The organism is Streptomyces sp. NPDC020362 (genome assembly GCF_040642095.1).
Taxonomy (GTDB): domain Bacteria; phylum Actinomycetota; class Actinomycetes; order Streptomycetales; family Streptomycetaceae; genus Streptomyces.
On sequence record NZ_JBFAET010000311.1, the window covers coordinates 1 to 6809 of the forward strand.

At 71.8% G+C, this 6809-nt stretch carries 5 protein-coding genes; 2 read left to right on the top strand and 3 right to left on the bottom strand.

The annotated features are described in order from the left end of the window. Window positions 1–103 precede the first annotated feature (103 nt). From AB0H32_RS45495 to AB0H32_RS45505, 3 genes are all read right to left on the bottom strand, one after another. On the bottom strand, window positions 104–2071 hold the full coding sequence (locus tag AB0H32_RS45495; protein WP_361134695.1) for an AarF/UbiB family protein: 1968 nt from the start codon (window positions 2069–2071) through the stop codon (window positions 104–106). A gap of 79 nt (window positions 2072–2150) precedes the next feature. Continuing rightward, window positions 2151–4292, bottom strand: a complete 2142-nt coding sequence (locus tag AB0H32_RS45500; protein WP_361134698.1) for an MMPL family transporter — start codon at window positions 4290–4292, stop codon at window positions 2151–2153. 346 nt (window positions 4293–4638) lie between these two features. Next, window positions 4639–5325, bottom strand: coding sequence for a hypothetical protein (locus AB0H32_RS45505; protein ID WP_361134701.1), 687 nt, complete (start codon window positions 5323–5325; stop codon window positions 4639–4641). Window positions 5326–5573: 248 nt separating this feature from the next. On the opposite strand from AB0H32_RS45505, the gene AB0H32_RS45510 reads away from it, so the two are divergent. Both AB0H32_RS45510 and AB0H32_RS45515 read left to right on the top strand, forming a co-directional pair. Next, window positions 5574–6626 (top strand): polyprenyl synthetase family protein, encoded by a 1053-nt coding sequence (locus tag AB0H32_RS45510; RefSeq protein WP_361134704.1) that lies wholly within the window; start codon window positions 5574–5576, stop codon window positions 6624–6626. 19 nt (window positions 6627–6645) lie between these two features. Continuing rightward, a partial coding sequence (locus AB0H32_RS45515; RefSeq protein WP_361134707.1) for a carboxyl transferase domain-containing protein occupies window positions 6646–6809 on the top strand: 164 nt, incomplete at its 3' end.

A 6809-nucleotide genomic window follows, 5' to 3' on the forward strand; every position in this document is an offset into this window, starting at 1 on the left:
GGTCAACGGCAACCAGCAGACCAGCGCCACCGTCACCTACACCGACGGCACGACCGACACCGTGGACCTCTCCTTCACCGACTGGACCGTCGGCGCCCGTGGCTCAGCGCCCGGGGAGCCGCCGCTGGGACCGGAAGACGGTGAACACCACGCGGATCACCAGGACGGAGCTGACCACCAGCACGTTGTAGCCGAGCAGCTGGTACAGCGTGAGCGAGGGGCCGAGCTTCGGCCCGTTGCGGGTGCCGAGCAGCAGCACGCCGACCAGCGCGGTGATCCCGCCGAGGAACGCCAGCAGCACATCGTGCACGAGGGCCCGGACGAAACGGCGGTCGCGCTCGTCCGCGAGCAGCCGGACCTGCACCCCCAGCCGCCCGTGCTCCAGCGAGTTGGTGATCCGCTCGATGCGGCGCGGCAGCCGGCGCAGCATCGGGGCCAGCGCGAGCGTCTCCTCCGCGAGCACCCGGCCGACGGACTGCGGGGTCAGCTTGCGCTCCAGCTGCTCCGCGGCGAAGGCGCGTGCCTCGGCGACGATGTCGAAGCCGGGGACCAGCTGCTCCATGGCCCCCTCCAGGGTCGCCAGGGCCCGGAAGGTCGCGGCGATCTCCGGCGGCACGGTCAGTCCGTGCCGGGCGACCAGCAAGAACAGGTCGGCGAACATCTCGCGGTCGGGTCGCACCCCGGGGGTGAGATGGCGGGCCATGAACCGGCCCAGCGCCCGCTCCAGCCGCATCTCGTCGATGTCCTCGCGGCGGTCCACCAGTTCCAGGAGAGCGTCGGCGAGGGCGACCGGGTCGCTGCGGTGGATGGCGAGCAGCAGATTGCCGAGCGCCGCCCGCAGCACCCTGTCGATGCGGCCCACCGAGCCGAAGTCGAGCAGACCGAGCTTGCCGTCGTCGAGCAGCATGATGTTGCCGGGGTGCGGGTCGGCGTGGAACACACCGCCGATCATGATCTGCTCCAGCACGCACTCCAGCAGCTGCCGGGCCAGCTCCGTGCGGTCCAGGCCGCGTTCGTCGATGACGGCGCCCGCGGCGTTCAGCGGGATGCCTGCGAGGCACTCCAGCACCAGCACCCGCCGGCTGCACATCTCCTCGTGCACGAGCGGCATCCGGACCGTGGAGACCATGCCCGGGCGGTTGCCGGCGGCCCGGATCGTGGCCATGTTGCGGGCCTCGATACGGAAGTCCAGCTCCTCGTTGAGGGAGGTCGCGAAGCCCTCGGCCAGCTCCACCGCTCCCATGTCCCGGCCCCACGCGGTGTGTTCCTCGAACTTGCGGCTCATCCGGAACAGGATGTCCAGGTCCCGGTCGACCACGTCACGGGCGGCGGGCCGCTGCACCTTGACCACCACCTCCTCGCCGGTGGTCAGCCGGGCCCGGTGCACCTGGGCGATGGAACCCGCGGCCAGCGGCTCCGCGTCGAACTCGGCGAAGAACGCGTCCGGTTCGCGGCCCAGCTCCTCGGTCAGCACCCGCTGCACCTGCTCCCAGGGTTCCGCCGCCACCTGGTGCTGCAGCTTGGTGAGTTCCGCCACGAACTCGGTCGGCAGCAGGTCGTACCGGGTCGACAGGACCTGGCCGAGCTTGACGAACGTGGCTCCGGCCTCCTCCAGGGCCAGGCGCAGCCGGACCGCCACCTGGCCGCGCTCCAGCGCTGCTTCGGGACCGCCACGGCCTCGTCCGCGCAGCGCGCTGCCCAGCCCGTGGCGCATCGCGATCCGGCTCAGCTGGCCGTACCGGCGGGTGCGGGCCAGCCGCCGGCGCACCGCCTGCGGCCAGCGGACCATCCCGGACAGGGAGCCGGAGGGCACCACCGCCTCCGACAGGGCGAGGAAGCCCACCGCGACCAGCACGGTCAGCCCGATCTGCACCGAGACCAGGGCCCCGCGGCGGGCCTCGCCCATCGCCTCGCCGATCAGACCGCTGGCCCCCATGGCCACCAGGCCGGTGAGGGCGGCGCGCACCTTGCCGATTCTCAGGCCGAGCAGGCGTCGCGCCCCGATCGACAGGAGCGCCACGGTGACGACAAGGGTGAGGGCGGCGATGAACAGGAAAAGGGTGAGCTCCATCAGGTATGCGCCGCCCGGTCCCCGCCCCCTCGGGGGACGGGGACCGGACGGCGCCCTCCTCTCGCACGGATCACATGGGTCACACGAGCGTGCGCTCGTCGTCCGGGGCGGGGACCGGCGCCGGTGCGGCGGCCACCTGATGTCCCGGCCACCAGGCGCGGCGGCCGAGCAGTGTCGTCAGGGCGGGAACCAGGAGCATGGCCATCACGAAGGCGGACAGCAGGATGCCGAACGCCACCGCGAAGCCCATCTGCTGGAGCATCGTGTTCTCGGCGAGCATCAGCACACCGAACGTGCCGGCCAGGATCACCGAGGCCGCACCGATGGTGGGAACACAGCGGGCGACGGCCCGGGCGGCGGCCTCCCGCGGAGAGCGGCCCTGCTCGATCTCCTCGCGCAGCCGGGCCACCATCAGGATGTTGTAGTCCGTGCCGATCGCCACCACGAAGAGGTAGACGATCACCGGCAGCGTGAACAGCAGCCCGTCCTTGCCCTGGCTGTTCTGGAACAGCCAGACGGTGGCGCCCAGCGTGGCACCGAAGCCGAGCGCGACGGAGACCATCAGGTAGAGCGGGGCGACCACGCTGCGCAGCAGCAGGCCGAGGATGAGCATGATGGCGACGCCCGCGACCGGGAAGACCACCTTGTAGTCGTGGTTCACCGCGTTCTCGATGTCGGCCAGCACCGCGGTGGTGCCGCCGACCAGCGCCTTCGATCCCGTCGGCGCGGCCTGGTGGGCGGCGTCCCGCAGCGGGCCGGAGACCAGCTCGATGGCCTTCTCACCGGTGGGCTTGTGATCCAGGACCACGCTGTACTGGGCGACCCGGCCGTCACCGGCGAGCACGGGCGGGGAGACCTGGCCCACTCCGTCGACCTTGGCCAGCGCCGCGCCGTAGGCGGCCAGCTGCGGTTTGGTCAGTGCACCGGCGCCGTCCTTCTCCAGGTAGACGGTGGTCGGGTCGGTCTCACCGGCCGGGAACCCGCGCTGCATGTCCTTCATGGCCTGCACGGACTCCAGGTGCTGGGGCAGCGAGCTGGTGGTGTCGAACTCCGCGCGGAAGCCGAGCACTCCGGTGGCCAGCACCAGCAGGACACCGCCGGTGACGCTCGCGACGGCCGCCGGGCGCTGCGCGGCGAGCTTGCCGATCCGGGCCGCGAGCGCGTTCTTCGGCTGCTTGCGCCAGGACTTGGACGGCCAGTACGCCTTGGTGCCGAGCAGGGAGAAGACGGCGGGCACCAGGGTGAGGCCGGCGAGCAGGGCCACCGCCACCGAGATCGCGAGCGAGGGGCCCATCGTGCGGAGCATGCCCATGGTGGACAGCAACAGCGCCATGAAGGCGACGATGACGGCCCCGGCCGCGGAGGCGATGGTCTCACCGACCAGGGTGACCGCGGTGATCATGGCCTGCTTGGGTGCCTGCCCCGAGCGCAACTGCTCGCGGTGGCGGAAGAGCAGGAAGAGGATGTAGTCGGTGCCGACGCCGAACAGGACCACGATCAGGATGGCGGAGATGGAGCTGTCGGCCTTCAGCCCGCCCAGCTCCGCCGCCGTGGCGATCAGTCCGGTGGCGACCATGAAGGCCACCCCGATGATGAGCACCGGGAGCACGGCGATGAGCGGGCTGCGGAAGATGATCAGCAGCAGGACGACGATGAGCACCAGCGTGGCCGACATGATCATGGAGTCGGTGTCGCCCGACGCGTTCTTGGAGTCCAGCGCGCTGGCCGCCTGCCCGGTGAGGCCGAGCTTGAGATCAGTGCCCTTGAGCAGCGGCCGGGCCTGCTCGCGCAGCTTTCCGACCGAGTCCGTCAGCCCTGGGTCGTAGGGGTCCTTGATGGAGGCGACGACACTGGCGATGGCGATCTGCCCGTTGGGCGAGACCGCGCGCTCGTCGGTCTCTATCCGCTTGATGTGGTCGATGCCGAGTCCCTGCAGACGGGAGGCGATGTCGGTGACCTTCGCCCGGTCCGCGGCCGTCAGCTTCCCGCCGTCGGCCCGCTGGAACACCGCGATGGCCGCCGGCTGCTCGTGCTGCGGGAAGGCACGCTCCTGCACCTTGCCGGCCTGCACCGACTCGTAGTGCGAGGGCAGGAAGTCGGCCTGGTCACCGGTGGACTTCAGCTGCGGGGCGAGTACGGCCAGCGCCACCGCCGCGACGATCCAGGCCGAGATGGTCAGCCAGGGCCGGAGGACGGCTGCCCGTCCGATCCGTCCGAACATGAGACTCCTTCGTGAACGTTGGTATCCGCACGTCCCGGGCGCCCTCGCCGCAGCCGGCGGGGCCTGCCCAGCGGGGCGACGGCGGGATGCCCGGCACCCGCAAGTGGGCCGGTGCGCCACTGAGTTCGGCGGTCATGACCCGAGGGCGGTCCGGTTGCCCGTGAGCGGTGTGGCGGGCCGATGCCCGGCTGGTCCGCACATGGAGCACCTCCGGCGGGTTCGGTGCGGTGGGGGGTTTCGGCGAGTGTAGGAAGCGCGGGCGCCCGAATCCGGATCCGTGGCAGCTTGCTGCCACCCGTCCGCGCATGTGCCGGCCCGCGCTTCCCGAACGCTCTTCCGCAACCGGTCAGGCGCAGCCGTGCCGCCAGTTCCAGCCGACGAAGGTGTGGCGCAGCTCGACGTCGAAACGGCAGGAGGCGGTGCCGTCGGCGCCCAGGTCGACGTACGAGTGGTGGCTGTTGGCGTACCAGTTTCCGGTCACGTCGAAGATGCCCCGGTAGCTGAAGTCCGCGTGCGCCTCGGCGTGGGAGACGGCGCAGTCGGCCGTGCAGTCGGCGCCGTGGGTGGACGACGCCAGCGACCACCCGGCGTTCCACGGCTCGCGGTTGCCCTGTTCGGTGGCGTCCGTGGCGGCCGTGACGACCCGGCCGCCGCCGGTGGTCCAGTCGGAGGTCGTGTACAGGCCGGTCATCCGGATGTTGCAGCAGTCGTACATCTCGTTCCAGCTGGAGACGTGGTGGGCACCGTCCGTCGCGGTGGCGGCGGCGGTCCGCCGTGCCGCCGCGGCCTCCTTCGCCCGGTCCACCGGCACCAGCCGCACCGTGCCGAGCCGCGGGGTGCAGTCCGCGCCGATCGAGACGTCCTGCTGCACCGCCATGCCCGCGGGCGGCACGGGGAGCGAACCCGTCAGCCGCAGCGCGCCGCAGGAACGGGCGGCGGGCCGCACATCGTCCCCGGCGGCCAGGGCGGCGGGTGCGGCAGCGGTGAGGACAGCGGCGGCGAGTACGGCGGCGAGAGCGAATCGGGTACGCAATTCCCGTCCCTTTCAGGGGAGTCGAGCTCAAAGGAGTTTTCGGAACGGGAACATAACCTCGGCTTCGGGATTCCGGACCGGCCGCCCGGAATATGGCAGGAAGCTGACGCTGCGCGTTTCCCTGCGCGCCCCGTGCCGGGTGGCACCTTCATGTCAGCGCAGTTGAGGCGTACCGGACCGGTGCGGAGAGTGGTCGTCCACATGTGTGAAATCGGCACTGCTCCACCACGCATCGGAAGGGTCTGGCCATGACTGTGCGGCACATCGGCAGGACCGCGCCGGAAAATCGCGCCGGACCCCTGGAAACCGGCGCGCTCGGCCGGCTCGCTCTCGACGATCCAGGCCTCGAGGCCCGGCTGGGGGAATCCCTGGAACGCGTCGAGAAATGGCTTCTGGACATGGCGCAGGATGCCGGTGATCCCCGCGTCGGCGCGCTCACCGGATATCTCGCCGAAGCCGGCGGCAAACGGCTGCGGCCGCTGCTGGTGCTGCTCGGCGCCGAGTTCGGCGAGCCGTGGCGGGACGGGATCACCCAGGCCGCCGTCATCGCCGAACTCGTGCACATCGCCTCGCTGTACCACGACGACGTCATGGACGGCGCCGCCACCCGGCACGGCGTGCCCAGTGCCCACGCCCGCTTCGGGGAACGGGCCGCGGTGCTGGGCGGCGACTGGCTGCTCGCCCGCGCCGCCCAGCTGGCCGCGCAGCTCGGCCCCGAGGCCGTACACCTCAACGCCCGTACGGCGGGCCGCCTGGTGGCCGGCCAGTTGCGCGAACTGACCGGTCCCGCCCCCGGCGAGGACCCGGTCACCCACTACTTCCAGGTGATCGCGGGCAAGACCGCGGCCCTGCTGTCGATGTCCCTCGGCATCGGCGCCCTCCAGGCGGGCGCACCCGCCGCCGCCGTGACCGCACTGACCGAGTACGGCGAACACCTCGGCGTCGCCTTCCAGATCGCCGACGACCTGCTCGACCTGCGGTCCCCGGCCGACGTCAGCGGCAAGGAGCGCGGCACCGACCTGCTCGCCGGCGTGCCCACCCTGCCGGTGCTGCTGGTCCTGGACGGCACCGACCCGGCCGACGCCGAACTGCGCGACCTGCTCGCGGCGGGCTCCGTCCCCGCGTCGGCCGCCCGGCGCGCACTGGACCTCTTCGCCCGCTCGCCCGCCCTCGCCGAGACCGAGGCCGTGCTGCACCGCCGCCTGGACCGGGCCCACGCGGCACTCGACGCGCTGCCCGCGCTGCCCGCCCGGCGTGCGCTGCAAGCCCTGTGCGACTACGTCGCCCACCGAACCAGCTGAACCGACAAGGGAGTCGGCCATGACGATGCAGGAGCGGATCGCCGAACTCGACCGCATCCGCCAAGAGGTCCTCGACGGCGCACCGGCCGCGACCGAGGCGCAGCACGCCAAGGGCAAGCTGACGGCGCGGGAGCGCATCGAGCTGCTCCTGGACCCGGGGTCCTTCCAGGAGGTCGAGCAGTT

What these genes read in the sequence shown, in the direction of transcription:
- AB0H32_RS45510 (WP_361134704.1), top strand. Translation starts at nt 5,574, where the DNA reads ATGACTGTGCGGCACATCGGCAGGACCGCGCCGGAAAATCGCGCCGGA.
- AB0H32_RS45500 (WP_361134698.1), bottom strand. Translation starts at nt 4,292, where the DNA reads ATGTTCGGACGGATCGGACGGGCAGCCGTCCTCCGGCCCTGGCTGACC.
- AB0H32_RS45495 (WP_361134695.1), bottom strand. Translation starts at nt 2,071, where the DNA reads ATGGAGCTCACCCTTTTCCTGTTCATCGCCGCCCTCACCCTTGTCGTC.